This window comes from Gemmatimonadaceae bacterium, from assembly GCA_036273715.1.
Lineage (GTDB): Bacteria > Gemmatimonadota > Gemmatimonadetes > Gemmatimonadales > Gemmatimonadaceae > JADGGM01.
The window spans coordinates 58123-71968 of the sequence record DASUHB010000067.1 but is presented as its reverse complement, the minus strand read 5'-3'; the positions used below and the strand labels follow the sequence as shown (position 1 = coordinate 71968).

The 13846-nt window shown below is 66.6% G+C and carries 9 protein-coding genes; 5 read left to right on the top strand and 4 right to left on the bottom strand.

What is annotated here, in order from left to right:
* Positions 1 to 39: 39 nt before the first annotated feature.
* Positions 40 to 3063 carry a TonB-dependent receptor gene (locus VFW04_15500; GenBank protein ID HEX5180741.1) on the bottom strand — a complete coding sequence of 1008 codons (3024 nt, stop codon included), beginning with the start codon at positions 3061 to 3063 and terminating at the stop codon, positions 40 to 42.
* A 211-nt stretch (positions 3064 to 3274) separates the two neighbouring features.
* Between VFW04_15500 and VFW04_15495 the strand changes: the two genes are divergently transcribed.
* The 4 genes from VFW04_15495 (at position 3275) to VFW04_15480 (ending at position 9726) form a co-directional block, all read left to right on the top strand.
* The gene (locus tag VFW04_15495) at positions 3275 to 4090 is read left to right on the top strand and encodes a GntR family transcriptional regulator (protein HEX5180740.1); all 816 of its coding nucleotides are present in this window, start codon (positions 3275 to 3277) and stop codon (positions 4088 to 4090) included.
* 129 nt (positions 4091 to 4219) lie between these two features.
* Entirely contained in the window at positions 4220 to 6187 is a 1968-nt protein-coding gene (locus tag VFW04_15490) for a serine hydrolase domain-containing protein (GenBank protein HEX5180739.1), read from the top strand.
* 128 nt (positions 6188 to 6315) lie between these two features.
* A complete protein-coding gene (locus VFW04_15485) occupies positions 6316 to 8388 on the top strand; it encodes a prolyl oligopeptidase family serine peptidase (protein HEX5180738.1) in 2073 nt (690 codons plus the stop codon).
* Positions 8389 to 9726, top strand: coding sequence for an amino acid permease (locus VFW04_15480; protein HEX5180737.1), 1338 nt, complete (start codon positions 8389 to 8391; stop codon positions 9724 to 9726).
* 45 nt (positions 9727 to 9771) lie between these two features.
* Here VFW04_15480 and VFW04_15475 read toward each other — a convergent pair whose 3' ends face one another.
* The 3 genes from VFW04_15475 to VFW04_15465 form a co-directional block, all read right to left on the bottom strand.
* On the bottom strand, positions 9772 to 10290 hold the full coding sequence (locus VFW04_15475) for a carboxymuconolactone decarboxylase family protein (GenBank protein ID HEX5180736.1): 519 nt from the start codon (positions 10288 to 10290) through the stop codon (positions 9772 to 9774).
* Between the two features lie 211 nt (positions 10291 to 10501).
* Positions 10502 to 10894 carry a Spy/CpxP family protein refolding chaperone gene (locus tag VFW04_15470; protein HEX5180735.1) on the bottom strand — a complete coding sequence of 131 codons (393 nt, stop codon included), beginning with the start codon at positions 10892 to 10894 and terminating at the stop codon, positions 10502 to 10504.
* A gap of 105 nt (positions 10895 to 10999) precedes the next feature.
* The gene (locus tag VFW04_15465) at positions 11000 to 12358 is read right to left on the bottom strand and encodes an NAD(P)/FAD-dependent oxidoreductase (protein ID HEX5180734.1); all 1359 of its coding nucleotides are present in this window, start codon (positions 12356 to 12358) and stop codon (positions 11000 to 11002) included.
* A gap of 294 nt (positions 12359 to 12652) precedes the next feature.
* Here VFW04_15465 and VFW04_15460 point away from each other — a divergent pair, with 294 nt between their 5' ends.
* Entirely contained in the window at positions 12653 to 13846 is a 1194-nt protein-coding gene (locus VFW04_15460) for an epoxide hydrolase (protein HEX5180733.1), read from the top strand.

Here is a 13846-nt window from a genome sequence, read left to right as displayed (position 1 = left end):
AACCGAGACGCCTCTACTGGTATGTGAGTTTCGCATGGCTCAGAAGGTCAGGTTGAGGGTGGCGACGAACCGGCTGAGCGGAGGTATCACACCCTGACTGCCGGTCGTGAGCCCGGTGACGAACTGGTCGACCTCCGGGTCGGGGCCTTTGAACTTGGTCCAGAGCGCGAGCTCGCGCGCCGCTATCGTGAACGACGCATGGTCGATGCCCGGCAGGAGGTGGTCCGGCAGCGAATAGGTCGCCGATACCTCGCGCAGCTTCACGAACGACGCATCCTGGAAGAATTGATCCTGCGTCTGGCTCACGAAACCAGTGACGCTCGCCTCGGCGACGAACACCGGAGAGTACTTCTGCGGATGGTAGTTCACGTCGCACTCGCCAACGCCAAGGAGACCGTCGCAGCGGATCTGGTCGATGTTGTTCGCCAGCACATAGCCGCGCTTCCAATCGACTAACGCATAGAGGCGCAGTTTCTTGAAGAACGTGAAGGTATTGCCGACGGACCCGGTGTTGGTCGGCGTCGCCGATCCGATGAACACGAACGGCGCGGTCGCGCAGTCGACGGGACCCTGTCCCGCACCGCCGGCGCACAACACGTTAGACACGGCGCCAGTCGATGGATCCACCGTCGCCGACACCACCTTCCGCGAGAAATACGCGGCGATCGGGAAGCCGACCCGGTTCGCCTGCCCTGCCGTCGTGATGATCGACGGCAGGCCGCCCAGGCTGATGATCTTGTTGTGGGCGGTCGCGAAGTTGCCCGTGATGTCCCATCCGAAGTTCGGCATCTTGAGCACCTGCAGCGTCGCCTGGAGCTCGATGCCGTGGTTGTTCACCTGGCCGAGGTTCTGGAACTGCGTGCCCGTGAAGCCGAGCGACGGCGCCACCGGCTGCGCCACGATCTCGTCGGTCGTGTGCTTGTTGAAGTACGTAAAATCGAGGTGCAGGCGGTCCCAGAGATCCGACTCGAATCCCGCCTCGAGCTCCTTTCCGCGCTCCGGCTTCAAGTTCGAATTGCCGAAGCCTCCCGCCGTGAACGCGTTGGTGCCGCCCGGTCCCTGCACGGGCAGGTACGACCTGAGCGCCGAAAACGCGAGCGGAGCACGGCCCGACTCGCCATATGCGGCGCGGAGCTTGAGCGAGTTGACGAACGCGAGGTGCCAGAACGGTTCTTCGCTCACGATCCACGAGGCGCTCACCTTGGGATACGTGATCCATTTAAACTGCGTGCCGAACGCACTGTTGTTGTCGACCCGCAGCGCACCCGTTAGGAACAACCGATCGTTGAGGCCGATCTCCTCTTGTCCATAGCCGCCGATCGTCGTGTTGATCGTGTCGCCCTGGGTCGACGGCAGCGCGGTCGCGGTGCCCGAGACCGTCGTGATGCCGGGTCCCGGGAATCCGATGCCGCCCAGGAAACTCTCGTGCAGCGCCGTGCGATACCACTGCCCGCCTAACGATGTCGCGGACGTGATGGCCGACGTGAGATTGAACTTCGCCGTGCCGTTGTAGTCCGCGGTGGTGAGCGACGTCGATGTCAGCGTCTGGCCGATGCGACCCGCGGCGTTGCCGAGGGTGAACGGCGCGAGCGCCGGCGGCGCGAAATACTCGAGTCCTCTGCCGTCTTCGTTGGTGTAGTCCAGACCGACGATCAGTCGCTGGGTGAACCAGCTGATGGGATTGTGCGTGAACGTGGCACTGCCCGTGAAGCGGTGAATGTCGTCGCTGTTGTCGAACAAGGCCTGCGGGACATTCGGCGGCACGTTGGGATAGAATCCGTCGGCGCCCGGTACGCTGAAGATGTTCGGCTGCCCCAGTTCCGCACCGAGCATGGCCGACAGACCCACGTCGGCGCCGGTGTGGTAGTTGCCCTGCACGTAGTTGAGGCTCGTCCCGATCGCATACTTCGGGTCCGGCGTCAGATTCAAATTCGCGTGCGCGGAATACTGCGTGATGAAGTTGTTCGGCTCGATGCCGTGCTCGTCCTGATAGTTGGACGAGACGAAGTAGTTGCCGATCGAGAATCCGCCCGCAACCGACGCATTGTAGTCGTAGGTCTTGCCGGTCGTGAAGACCGGGTGTCCCGCCGCCTCTTGTGCCTTGATGGCATTGAACGACGTGATGGCGCCCGTGCTGTCCGGCGCAAAGTTGGTCGGCATGCGACCTTCGGGATCACGGAAGTAGACGCCGCCTTGTTGAATCTGGAAATTGAAGACCGGCTTTCCGCTCGACCCTTTCTTGGTGATGATCTGGATCACGCCATTGGCCGCTTCGGTGCCGTAGATGGTTGCCGCCGCGGGTCCCTTGATGATCTGGATGCTTTCGATCTCGTCGGGATTGATGTCGTTCAAGCGTCCAACGACGCCGGCGTTCTGAGCTCCGAATCCGCCGTTGCCGAATGTCGTCGGCCCGCCGCCCGTGCGATTGCTGACGCGGACGCCATCGATGTAGATGAGCGGTTGATTGTCGAGACTGAGGCTCGAAATGCCGCGGATCTCGATGTTCGGGCCCGAGCCTAACCGACCGGTGCTGGGCACGATGCTCACGCCGGCCACGCGCGAGTTGAGCAGCGAGCTCAGGTCTGACGCCTGCGACTTGGCCAACACGTCGGGCGCGTTGACGGTGCCGACCGCGGTGCCAATTTCGCGCTGCTGTTGGCCGCCCGCGGTCCCGGTGACGATCACCGCGTCCAGCGAGGTGGCGGCCGGAGGCAGCGCGAAGTCCACGGTCAGCTGCCCGTCCGTGCCGACGGTGACGGTGTGGCGGCGTGCCGCATATCCGACTCGTCGCGCCATGAGCGTCTGTTGTCCCTGCGGAACGCCGGAGATGCGATACTCGCCGGCGTCATCGGTGACGGCGCCGAGTTGCGTCCCTTCGACCTGCACCGAGGCGCCAGCGACGGGCGCGTTCGATGTCGAGTCGACGACGTGCCCAACGATCGTCACGGCCGGGCGGCCGCCGGCATCGTTGGCAGGTGATCGATGGTGCACGCTCGCGGCGTGCGCGGCCGGCGCCGGAAATGCCAGCGCGATGCCGAGTGCGGCGCAAACGGCGAGCCGCATTCGTCGGGTAACCTGCTGACGGAAGACGTATCCCATACCGGGCTCCTGTGGGGTGGATGGCGGTGCGGCCCGACGGCGGATCTGGTCGCGCCAACATAGAGTGCAATTCGGAATACCACAATGGTCGACCAAACTGGTGACCGATCCGGCCCTCCCCCCACCCCTGCGATTTGCTTGCTTCCCCCGAACATCCCGGATATCCTTGGTCATCGTGCCGCGCACTGCTGCTCCTTCCGCTTCCAAACCCCCGGCGCGGCCGCATCGCGCCGCCGAGCCCGGCGGCGAACGCAGCGACCACGTCTCGCGCGCCTACCTCGATCTCCGCCGCGTCATCGTCTGGGGCCAGCTGCCCCCCGGCGCCCGCATCTCCGAACGCGTCATCGCCGACCGGCTCGGCCTCAGCCGCACACCCGTCCGCAGCGCGTTGCACCGCCTCGAGCAGGAAGGATTCGTCAGCTCCGTCGGCGGACCCGGTGAGCGACGCCTCATCATCGCCCCGCTTACTATGGATGATGGGCAGGAGCTGTTTCGCATCGTTGGGCATCTCGAGGGCCTGGCCGCACGCATCGCCGCCGAGTTTCCCCCGGCGCGCCGCTCGGCCGTCGCCGCGCGGATGCGAGAGCTGAACGGCGAGCTCGCGGCCCAACACCGCGCGCACGGCACGGCGGCGAAATTTTTCGACCTGGACCTCCGCTTCCACCAGTCATTCGTCGATTCGGTGGTCGGACCGCGCCTGCTAACGCTGCACCGCGCGATCAAACCGCAGTGCGAGCGCTATGCGCGTCTCTATGCGAGCGTGCTGCTCGACGAGCTGCCGACGTCGATCAAGGAGCACGAAGCGATCGCCAGCGCGATTGCGCGCGGCGATGCCGATGCGGCGCAGGTCGCCGCCGAGACCAACTGGGCAAACGCGGCATCTCGGCTCGCACACATCATCTGGCAGCACGGTGAGCGCGGCAGTTGGGTTGGACCGCGCGAAGGCTCGGCGCCCGCTCCCCGCAAGCTCCGCCGCCGAAACAGCGCCTGAGTTCCGACCCACGGGTTCCGAGGGGTGGACACTCGGAACCGTGCGCGGCGACGTCTTGCGGTAAAACGGTATACCGATACTGTATACCAGTTGACCCGCTCCCCTCTTCTTGACGGAGACTCGTCGCCCATGCACGCCTACCGCGGAACCCGCACCCGCGCCCTCCTCCTTCTCGTTGCCGCTGCCGCCCTGTCGATCGCGGCATCCGCGCACGCGCAAAAATCGGCTCGAGCCGAGCGCATGCCGCCGGTCGATACCGCCGGCCCTCCGCACGCCTCCCTCGACGATACCGCCCAACTCGGTGCCTTCCTCGATGGCGCGTTCGCGCAGTTCATCGATCAACTCCACGTCCCGAGCGCGGTCGTCGTCGTGATCAAGGACGGACGCGTCCTCTACACCCACGGGTACGGATTCGCGGACGTCGACAAGAAAACGCCGATCAATCCTGCGACGAGCCTCTTCCGCATCGGGTCCACCTCCAAGCTGTTCACCTGGACCGCGGTGATGCAGCTCGTGCAACAGGGGAAGCTCGACCTCGATGCCGACGTCAACACCTACCTCACGGATTTCAAGATTCCCGCCACGTACGCGAAGCCGGTCACGCTGCGCAGCCTGATGACGCACTCGCCGGGCTTCGAAGATGGTGCGTTAGGCTATCTCATCAGCAACGATTCGGCGAGCGTCAAATCGATCGACGAGACGCTCAAGGAGCACATGCCGGCCCGCGTGCGTCCGCCGCTGGTGCTGTCCTCCTATTCCAACTACGGCGCGGCGCTCGCCGGGCTCATCGTGCAGAACGTGAGCGGCATGCCGTTCAACGACTACATCCGGAAGAACATTCTGGACCCGCTCGACATGCACCACACCACGTTCCAGGAGCCGCTGCCGGCGAACCTCAAGCCGGACGCCGTCACCGGATACGTCTACGCGAACGGTGTGTACGAGGCGAAGCCCTTCGAGTTCGTCGGTGGCTTCCGGCCCGCCGGCTCGGTGTCCGCGTCGGCGCTCGACATGACGCACTTCATGATCGCGCACCTGCAAGACGGCCGGTATGGCGACACCCGCATCCTCGATTCCGCGACAGCCGAACGGATGCACACGCGCAACTTCGCGAACGATCCGCGTCTGCCGGCGATGGCGCTCGGCTTCTACGAGCAGAAAATGGGCGGCGTCCGCGTGATCGGGCACGAAGGCGACACGCAGTACTTCCACACGGCGATGTTCATCGTGCCCACCGCGCAGGTCGGGATCTTCATGTCGTACGTCGGAACCGGCGCCGAGCCGCTGCGCGAAGGCATTCTCCAGGCGTTCTTCAATCGGTATTTCCCGCCGCCGCCGGTGGTCGCCATGACGGCGCCGGATTCGTTCGCGGCGAGTGCGGTGAAGTACACCGGCACGTACCGCTTCGCCCGGCACAGCTCGACCAAGATCGACAAGGCGCTGCTGGTGGCCGGCCCGTCGATCGACGTGTCCGTGCTGCCCAAGGAGCGCCGGCTGCTCATCACGGGGTTAGGCGAGCATCCGGCGCAGTTCGCGCCGGTCGGCGACGGCCTGTTCAGACAGGTGGGCGGCGGCTACACGATCGGCTTCACGCAGGATTCGTCGGGCGCGGTCACCCGGCTGTCGGTGGATGCGCTGCCGTTCATGGGCACCGAGCGCGTGCCGTTCCGCGACGCTCCGGGGCTCTGGCATTTTCTGTTAGGCCTGTCGACGCTCATCTTCGTGTGCGCGCTGACGACGTTGTTCTACCGGCGCAAACAGATCAAGACGATGACGCCGGAGCAGAAGCGCATCGTGCGCCTGTCGCTCGCCGCGGCCATCTGGTACTTCCTCACCGTCATCGTGCTCGTCGCGGTCGTGGTCAGCGACATGGCGGAGTTGGGCGGATCGATCCCCGGCGCGCTCAAAGTCGCGCTCGTGATGCCGATCGTGTTCGTTCTGTTCACGCTCGCCCTGCTCGCCGCCTCGGTGCGCGTGTGGGGACAGGCGCACTGGCGCCTCTGGCAGCGGATCGAGTTCACCGCGTTCGTTCTCGCCTCGGTCGCCGTCACGCTCTTCTTCGCCAACTGGAACCTCCTCGGCTGGAGGTTCGGATGAGCACTTTTCTGCGCTTCTTTCCAAGTGGGTCCCGCAGTGTCCGGCTTTGTCTGTGCTTGTCCGCCTTCATGAGTCGATTCCTGCGCTCCTCTCCAAACGCGTCCCGCAGTGTCCGGTTTTGTCTGTGCTTGTCCGCCTTTATGCCGGCGCTGGCGTACGCCCAGGGCTTCACCATCGAGCGGGCACTCGGCTATCCGTATCCGTACGGCCTAACGGCCGCGGCGCACGCCGCGCGCATCGCGTGGGTGTTCAACGCGCGCGGATCGCGCAACGTGTGGGTGGCCGACGGCCCCGCCTTCACCGGCCGTCAACTGACGCACTACACCGGCGACGACGGCATGCCGATCGCGAGCCTCAAGCTCACGCCTAACGGCAACACGGTCGTGTACGCGCGCGGCAGCGAGACCAACGCCCAGGGCGAGGTGGCCGACCCGACGAGCGACGTGCACCAGCCGGAGCAGCAGGTCTGGGCGGCCGACGTGTCCAACGGCGAGCCTCGGCTCCTCGGGACCATGAACTGCGGATTCGAGGGCTGCGAGGACATCCAGATTTCCCCGGACGGCCGCTTCGCGGTCTGGAGCGCCAGGCACGCGCTCTGGCTGGCGCCGATATCGGGCGCGCAACCGGCGCGGCAACTCGCCTACATTCGGGGCGACAACGCCGAGCCGCAGTGGTCGCCAGACGGCAAGGCGATCGCGTTCACGAGCAACCGCGGCGAGTATTCGCTGATCGGTATCTACCGGTTCGACAGCCGCACGCTGCAGTACGTCGATCCCAGCGTATTTCGCGACATGCTGCCCCGCTGGTCGGCCGACGGCGCCAAGCTCGCGTTCATCCGCCTAACGGGCGGCCGGGGCGGGTTCTTCTCCGGCCGCCTCGAGCCGTGGACCATCTGGGTCTGGGACGCAGCCAGCGGGAAGGCGAGCCAGATCTGGGCCAGCGCGAGCGACGCGAACGGATCATACCCGGGCGAATGGGAAAGCGATGCGTTCCAGTTCGCCGCCGGCAACCGCATCGTGTTCGCGTCGCAGGCCGACGGCTGGGTGCACCTGTACTCGATTCCGGCCGCGGGAGGAGCGCCGCTGCTGCTCACGCCCGGCGCATTTTCCTTCCAGGGCGGCGTGACGCTCACGCCCGATGGGAAGACGCTGCTCTATGCGTCGAACCAGAACGACATCGATCGCCGCCACATCTGGCGCGTCGACGTCGACCGCGCTGGCCCGGTCGCGCTCACGCACGGCGCGTCGATCGAATGGACGCCGGTGGCGGCCGGCGCCTCGATCGCCTGCCTCGGCTCATCCGCGACGACGCCCGCGATGCCGTATCGCGTGACGCCGCAGGGACGCGAGCCCATCGCGGCGAGCGCGATGCCTAACGACTACCCGTCGGCACAGCTGGTGGCGCCGCAACAGGTGGTGTTCAAGAGTCTCGACGGACTCGAGATCCACGGACAGCTGTTCGTTCCGCAATCGCACGCCCAACGCAGCCCGGCGCTGGTCTTCATGCATGGCGGCCCGCCGCGGCAGATGATGCTCGGATTCCATCCCATGGATGCGTACAACTTCATGTACGCGGCCAACGAATATCTGGCGAGCCGTGGATTCGTCGTGCTGTCGGTGAACTATCGGCTCAGCATCATGTATGGTCGCGAGTTTCGCGAGCCCGCGCAGGCCGGCCCGCGCGGCGCGTCCGAGTACCAGGACGTCGTCGCGGCGGCGAAATATCTGCAGGCGCTGTCGTACGTCGACCCGGAAAAGATCGGATTGTGGGGCGGGTCGTACGGCGGCTACCTGACCGCGCTCGGCCTGGCGCGCAATTCGGACATCTTCAAGGCCGGCGTCGATTATGCCGGCGTGCATGACTGGTCGGCGTTTTTCGGCGGCGGCGACGCAGCGTCCGCATCCGATCGCGCCAAGATCGCATATCAGTCGTCGCCGGTCGCGTCGATCGACATATGGACATCGCCCGTGCTGCTGCTCCAAGCCGATGACGACCGCAACGTGGCCTTTTCGCAGACCGTCAACCTCGTGCCGCTGCTGCGTGCGCATCACATCCCGTACGAGCTAACGGTATTCCCCGACGAGGTGCATGACTCCCTGCTCTGGCGAACCTGGGTTCGCGTGTTCGCCGCCACCGCCGACTTCTTCGAGCGGACGCTGGTCAAGGGCGAAGCGATTCACACGGTGCCGGCCGAGAACTGAATGACTGAGCTCAGGCGTACGCTCGGACTCACGGACCTCGTCCTCATCGTCATCGGGACCGTCATCGGCTCCGGCATCTTCATCGTGCCGGCGACCACACTGCAACAGGCCGGCGGCAGCGTGAGCGTCGCACTGCTCGTGTGGCTGGTTGCCGGCATCCTGTCGCTGCTCGGCGCGCTCACCTATGGCGAGATGGGCGCGATGAACCCCGATGCCGGCGGCCTGTACGTCTACATCCGCGATGCGTTCGGCGAGCTGCCTGCGTTTCTGTACGGGTGGACCGCGCTGCTGGTCATCGCGAGCGGATCGTGCGCCACACTCGCCGTCGCGTTCAGCAGCTATCTCGGACAGATCGTGCCGCTTTCGCCCGCAATGGCGAAGGTGATTTCGGTGCTGATGATCGCGGCGACGATGGCGCTCAACGTGCGCGGCACGCGGCAGAGCGCCGATGTACAGAACTGGACAACCGGGCTCAAGGCAACTGCGTTAGTCGTCATGGGAGCGGTCCTGCTCCTGAGCGGAACGCACGGAGGCGGCGGCGCTCCGGCGACGGCGGCGCCGCCCGCGCACGTGTCCTTCTCGATGTTCGCCACCGCGATGATCGGCGTCTTGTGGGCGTACGAGGGGTGGCAGTACGCGACGTTCTCGGCCGGCGAGACGCGGGACCCGCAGCGCACGTTTCCGCGCGGCATCATCTTCGGCACCGCGTGTCTCATCGGGATTTACATTCTTGCCAATCTCGGATACATCGCAGCGCTCGGCCCGGTGCGCGCATCGCAGAGCACGCGCATTGCGGCGGACGCCGTTGGCGCGCTGCTCGGGCCGGTCGCCGGCAAAGTCATCGCCGCGATCATTCTGGTGTCGATGTTCAGCGCGGCCAACGGCATCGCGCTGACGGCGCCGCGGCTCTACTACTCCATGGCGCGCGACGGCGTTTTCATCCGGAAGTTGGCCGAGGTGCACCCGCGGTACGGCACGCCGGCGAACGCGGTGGTGGTGTGCTCGGTGTGGGCGATGCTCCTCGCCGCGACCGGCACCTTCGAGCAGCTCTTCACGTACGTGGTGTTCGTCGGCTGGATCTTCTATGCGTTAGGCGGCGTCGCGATCTTCGTCTATCGGCGGAAGCAGCCGAACGCCCCGCGTCCGTTCCGCGTGCCGGGCTATCCGATCACGCCGTTGTTGTTCGTCCTGGCCGCGGCCGCCGTGGTCATCAACACCATCGTGACGCAGCCGGGGCGGGCGGCGTTGGGCCTAACCGTCACCGCCATCGGCGTGCCGTTCTTCTTCGTGTGGCGCGCGTATACGCGCGTGTCCGTCGCCGCCCCGCCCGACGCGTGATCGATGGGGAAGCGCGCGCGAGCACGCGCTTCCCTCCGGCCTTGCCTAACGCGCTCCGGCGCCCGCCAGCGCATGCGCCGCCTTCGCCGACGCCTCGGCCGCGGCCTTCGATGCCTCGCCGGCCGCCTGCCGCGTCATGACGTTGAGGCGGTTCCAGGTATTGATCGCGGCGATCGCGATGACCAACGCAGTCAAGCCCTTTTCGTCGTAGTACTGCGCTGCCTCGTTCCACAGCTCATCGGGGACGGCGTCCGCGCGATCGGCGAGCCGCGTGCCCGCTTCCGTCAGCGCGAGCGCGGCGCGCTCGGCGTCCGTGAAATAGGGCGTCTCACGCCACGCCGCGACGGCGAAGACCTTCTCGTCCGGTTCGCCTTCATCACGCAGCTCGCGCCAGTGCATGTCGACGCAGAAGCTGCATCCGTTGATCTGACTCGCGCGCAGACTCACCATGAGCAGCGTGGTCCGCGGCACGCCGAGTTTGGCGGCGGCGTTCGAGAGCATCACAAGGCCCCGATAGACCTCGGGGTTGTTGCCGGCCGCATTCGTAATTCGTGGTGTGGTCACTGCTGGTCTCCGTTGCAGTCGAAAAAGATCGGTCATCAGCGCGTGTCCGACGGGTCGACCGCCCGTGCGCGCTGCTCCACACTGTCGTGAACGGCCGGGCGCGGTGAAAGGTGCCACACGGCTCAGGCCGGTTAGGCACACAGGCGGCAGCCCGCATACAAAAAACGGGCCCACCGCGCTGCGCGATGGGCCCGTTCGATCGTGCGCGGCCTCAATGACCGCTTGGCCGCCGCGCCATCATCTGCTTGATGTTGTCGTCGAACTTCGCCTGCTGATCCGGCGTGAGCACGGCACGGATCTCGTCGCGCTCCTTCTTGCCCAGATCGCGCATCTGCTGCATCGACGCCGAATCCATGGGTGTCCCATTTTGCCGGGCGTCGCGCATCTTCTGTCTGAACTCCTGCATCTGCGGCGCGTACTTGTCCTCGATGGCCTTGACCTGGCTCTGCTCGGAGTCGGTGAGCGCGATGCCGTTCATGAGCATTGCCATCATTCCGCCGCCTCGTCCTCTACCGCCTCCGCCACCGCCCCCCTGGGCGATCGCACCCGTCGCGATCCCCATCGTGAGGGCCACGCCGATCAGTACCGTGCGCATGCTCTTCATGAAACCTCCAAAGCGTCGTGCGTGTGAACGTGCGTGACCGTGCCTCCCACGTACGTGATACGGTTTCGTCCGCCGGATCGATGGGTCTATGGCTGGGGCCGCCCGTCAGCCATGGACGAGCTCGACGATCTCGCGCGCTGCGCGTTGGCCGGACGCGATCGCGCCGTGCACCGTACCGGTACTCGCGGCCGTATGCGCGGCTTCGCCGGCATACCAGATCGTGTGCGAAATGGGTCGGGCCAGACGGCCGGCCATGCGGGCGCCGCCGACGCGCGCATACGAGTACGCACCGCGTGAGAACGGATCGGTGAGCCAGTCGCGGTAATAGGCGCGCACGAGGCGCGCGGCCAGGCGCGCCGGCGTCATGCGAAAGATCGAGGCGAGCGACTCGAGGCCGAGCCGCTCGAGCGTGCGCGTGGATTGTCGCGCGAGGCGCGCCGCCTGCGACCCGCCGCGCCACGCCACGAGGAGCGGCGACGTCACCGGATACGTGGTCCACCACACCTGAAACGGAAGCGGCCGGCGCGACTGCAGGAAGGACATGCGATCGAGCGGCGGTGCGCCTAACCGTCGCGCGAACGCCGGCTCCAGCCAGAACGGATCGGCGAAGCGGTAGACGACGCGGTGCACGGGGCCCATGATGCCCAACGCGGCGCTCCGGTCGAGCGCCGGCGCGGGCGGGTCGAAGCGGATGGCGCCCGGCGCTCCGGCCGGCGCCTGCAGCACGCCTAACGGAACGGTGACGAGCGCCGCGCGCGCCGCGTCCGTGCGGATCCGCCGGCCGGCGCCGCCGGACACGACTTCGACGTGCCCCGGCCCCCATCGCACGGCCGAGACGACGGCGCCGAGGCGCACCCGAGCGCCTAACGGTTGGGCGAGGACATCGATGAGCGCGCCGTAGCCGTCCACCAGCCGGCCGATCCGCGACTCCCGCGCGTCGCGTCCCGGCGCACGCGCCGCCGCGAGCCAGCGCTCGCTGATCAGCGTCGCGTCGGCAGCCTCGAATCCCTCCACGTAGCGCGTCGCCAGCGACCGGTCTGACGCCCGCAGCGACCCGCGATTCGCGCGCATCGCGTCCGCGAACGAACGATCCGGCGTGCGATGCGCGTCGAGGCGGCCGAGCACACGGTCGAGGCGCGCCGTGTAATCGCGCGCGACGCGCACCCCGTGCGTCGTGTGCTCGAATCGCTGACCCGAAATATCGATCGTGCGAAGGTCATGTTCCTGTGCAATCTCGCGGATCGGAGCGGCCACGCCATGCAGGAATTCCGCCCCAAGCTCGATCGGGCTGCCCGATGGCAGCAGCGCGGCCGTCTCGATGCGCCCCCCGGTGCGACGCCGCGCCTCGAGCACGAGAACGTCGAGCCCGTTGTCGAGGAGCACGTTCGCAGCAGCGAGACCCGCCGCGCCCGCACCGATGATGATGACGTCGAAGTCGCGACGCTGACGGCGAGCGCTAACCATACCGATGAGCCCGGTCGTGCCGATCGGCCTCGCGCGCGATGCGGCGATCGTCGATCGAGCGTCGTCTGCGCCTGGCCTGCGTTTCAGATTGATGAGCGGAGGCAATTACGCGCGCGCTGTCGGCAGTCATTCTCGTGTCGTCGGTTCTTTCGTCAGCCTGCACTGCGCCGTGTCCATCACCCGCGTCGAGCGAACGCAGCGGCGGGCCCGTGGGCTCGATCAACAATACGGCCCGGGCTCGATGGGTGGCAGGCGATTTGCCGGGTTTCATGCCGACTTCGGGAGGGCGAGGCGATGCACGCAGCTGGTCACACCGCGCGCTCAGCAGTCCGCGACCCGCGCGCGTTCGAGATTCACATTCCCGACTCGACGCTCGGCGACCTGCGTGCGCGGCTCATGCATACGCGGTGGATCGAACCGTTAGGCTACGACGGCTGGCGCTACGGCTTCGACGTCGCCTACCTGCGCGAGCTGGTGCGCTACTGGCGCGAGAGCTTCGATTGGCGCGTGCACGAAGCCGCCATGAACCGGTTCGGCAATTTCCGCGCGACGGTCGGCGGGGCCGCCATCCATTTCATCCACGAGCGCGGTCGCGGACCCGATCCGCTGCCGATCGTGCTGACGCACGGCTTCCCGGACTCCGTGCTGCGGTTCGCCAAGATCATCCCGATGCTCACCGATCCGGCAGCGCACGGGGGCGATCCCGCCGACGCATTCGATGTCGTCGCGCCGAGCCTGCCCGGCTACGGATTCTCCGGGCGACCCAGCGGCGACGGGGTGATCTTCCGCGTCGGCGACATGTGGCACGAGCTCATGACGAACGTCCTCGGCTACGAACGATTCGCGGCGCACGGCGGCGACTGGGGCAGTACTGTGACCGACCTGCTCGCGCGCGCGCACGCCGACGCGGTGATCGGGATCCATCTCACGGACGTCCCGTTCTATCACGCATTCACGCCGCCGTCCGATCCCAGCGCCGACGAGAAGAAATACCTCGAGGGCATCGCGAGATTCGGACGGACGCAGGGCGGTTATGCGTTAGTCCAGGGCGGGCAGCCACAGGCGCTCGCCGTCGGACTCAACGACTCGCCGGCGGGTTTGGCCGCGTGGATCATCGAGAAGTTCCGGCGGTGGAGCGATTGCCATGGCGATGTCGAGTCGCGATTCACGCGCGACGAGCTGCTGGCGAACGTGACGCTCTATTGGGTGACGCAGACGATCAATTCGTCGTTCGCGCCGTACTCCGACATCGCGCACATCGATCAAACGCAGCTCGCGACATCGGGCGCACCGGATGGACCGCAGCGCGTGCCCGCGGCATTTGCGCTCTTTCCGCAGGACTTGTCGAGTCCGCCGCGCGAATGGGCCGAGCGGTTCTTCGATGTGGCGCGATGGACCAGGATGCCGCGCGGCGGGCACTTCGCGGCGCTCGAGGAGCCCGAGCTGCTCGTGGACGACATCCGGGCGTTCTTCCGTCCGTTGCGTTAG

What these genes read in the sequence shown, in the direction of transcription:
- VFW04_15480 (HEX5180737.1), top strand. Translation starts at nt 8,389, where the DNA reads ATGACTGAGCTCAGGCGTACGCTCGGACTCACGGACCTCGTCCTCATC.
- VFW04_15490 (HEX5180739.1), top strand. Translation starts at nt 4,220, where the DNA reads ATGCACGCCTACCGCGGAACCCGCACCCGCGCCCTCCTCCTTCTCGTT.
- VFW04_15470 (HEX5180735.1), bottom strand. Translation starts at nt 10,894, where the DNA reads ATGAAGAGCATGCGCACGGTACTGATCGGCGTGGCCCTCACGATGGGG.
- VFW04_15500 (HEX5180741.1), bottom strand. Translation starts at nt 3,063, where the DNA reads ATGCGGCTCGCCGTTTGCGCCGCACTCGGCATCGCGCTGGCATTTCCG.
- VFW04_15460 (HEX5180733.1), top strand. Translation starts at nt 12,653, where the DNA reads ATGCACGCAGCTGGTCACACCGCGCGCTCAGCAGTCCGCGACCCGCGC.
- VFW04_15465 (HEX5180734.1), bottom strand. Translation starts at nt 12,358, where the DNA reads ATGGTTAGCGCTCGCCGTCAGCGTCGCGACTTCGACGTCATCATCATC.